Source organism: Kordiimonas lacus, assembly GCF_001550055.1.
In the GTDB taxonomy this organism is placed as follows: Bacteria; Pseudomonadota; Alphaproteobacteria; order Sphingomonadales; family Kordiimonadaceae; genus Kordiimonas; species Kordiimonas lacus.
Map to the genome: position 1 here is coordinate 1 of NZ_LRUA01000009.1, position 1,726 is coordinate 1,726.

1 protein-coding gene and 1 pseudogene are annotated in these 1,726 nt (G+C 56.7%); both read right to left on the minus strand.

What is annotated here, in order from left to right:
• Window positions 1-56 precede the first annotated feature (56 nt).
• Window positions 57-692 (minus strand): hypothetical protein, encoded by a 636-nt coding sequence (locus KORLAC_RS14925; protein WP_068301467.1) that lies wholly within the window; start codon window positions 690-692, stop codon window positions 57-59.
• A 395-nt stretch (window positions 693-1,087) separates the two neighbouring features.
• Window positions 1,088-1,726, minus strand: a pseudogene (locus tag KORLAC_RS18910) (hypothetical protein); the annotation flags it as partial.

The window sequence follows — 1,726 nt, forward strand, 5'->3', positions numbered from 1 at the left end:
AACGAAAAAGGCCGGGACATGCCCGGCCTTCTGGAATTCTGTTTGTTAAACCCGTCTTAGGTTGGGCTGCCCGCCTGCGATGGGTTCGGCTCAACAATGACCGGCACGATCGGAGTCGTCGGGATGCGAGGCCGTGGCGGAACAATTGTCCGACGCGTTGTGGTGCGGCGCACGACAGGGGTCTGCGTGGAGCCAGTCTGCTGCCCGCCAGCCTGCTGGCCACCAGTCTGTTGATTATTGCCGCCAAGTTGCGTCACTGTCGTTGGCCCGTTGACATAGCCCATCTGGAAGTCTGCTGACGAGCTCAAGGCTACAGTCACCTGAATATTGGACGCCGCAGATGGGTCCGTGCTTTGAAGGTTGGTAACAACCTGCATCAAACCGGCACCAGTTGCCTGTATGGTCGCTGTTGACAACCCAGGCGTACTGCTCACTTTGGCGGCGACGCGCTTGGCTGCGGCGGCAGGATTGGACGAATTCTGCACAATGGTTGCGATCTGCTGCGTAATTTGATCTGCGGTCAGCGCGGTGTTTGCCAACACTGCATCAATGGCTGCGTCAACGCTTGCCTGCTCTGCCGCAGGCAGCGTAGCAGTCGACTGAGCTTCCGCCTGATTCATAAAACTGGTTGGTACAACGACCGGCGCCCCAAGCACCAGACCGAAAGCTGCGATAGCAATTGCCAGACGCATAATCCCGCTCCACAAATAAAATTCCCTGCCCTTGCGGACATCTTTGGGCAAAGATATCTCACAAGCGTTAAGCAAATACAAATATCAGTTACAATTTTACCTAAAGTAAAACACGCCTTTAGCAGGCCAACACTCTGCCCGGCGAGGTGCGGCGCTTCCGCCTTCGCCAACCCTGACAATGCTGCCAGATTCGCCTTTCCAGCAATGGGCGCTGAAACAAGTTCAGCATGACATGGAAGAACTGGCCACGCCCTTTACACCCGTCGTCACCCTGAACTTGTTTGGCGTGCCGCCAGCCTCGCAAACAGGGTCCATCTGGAAAACCACCAAAATCTATATAACGAAAAAGGCCGGGACATGCCCGGCCTTCTGGAATTCTGTTTGTTAAACCCGTCTTAGGTTGGGCTGCCCGCCTGCGATGGGTTCGGCTCAACAATGACCGGCACGATCGGAGTCGTCGGGATGCGAGGCCGTGGCGGAACAATTGTCCGACGCGTTGTGGTGCGGCGCACGACAGGGGTCTGCGTGGAGCCAGTCTGCTGCCCGCCAGCCTGCTGGCCACCAGTCTGTTGATTATTGCCGCCAAGTTGCGTCACTGTCGTTGGCCCGTTGACATAGCCCATCTGGAAGTCTGCTGACGAGCTCAAGGCTACAGTCACCTGAATATTGGACGCCGCAGATGGGTCCGTGCTTTGAAGGTTGGTAACAACCTGCATCAAACCGGCACCAGTTGCCTGTATGGTCGCTGTTGACAACCCAGGCGTACTGCTCACTTTGGCGGCGACGCGCTTGGCTGCGGCGGCAGGATTGGACGAATTCTGCACAATGGTTGCGATCTGCTGCGTAATTTGATCTGCGGTCAGCGCGGTGTTTGCCAACACTGCATCAATGGCTGCGTCAACGCTTGCCTGCTCTGCCGCAGGCAGCGTAGCAGTCGACTGAGCTTCCGCCTGATTCATAAAACTGGTTGGTACAACGACCGGCGCCCCAAGCACCAGACCGAAAGCTGCGATAGCAATTGCCAGACGCATAAT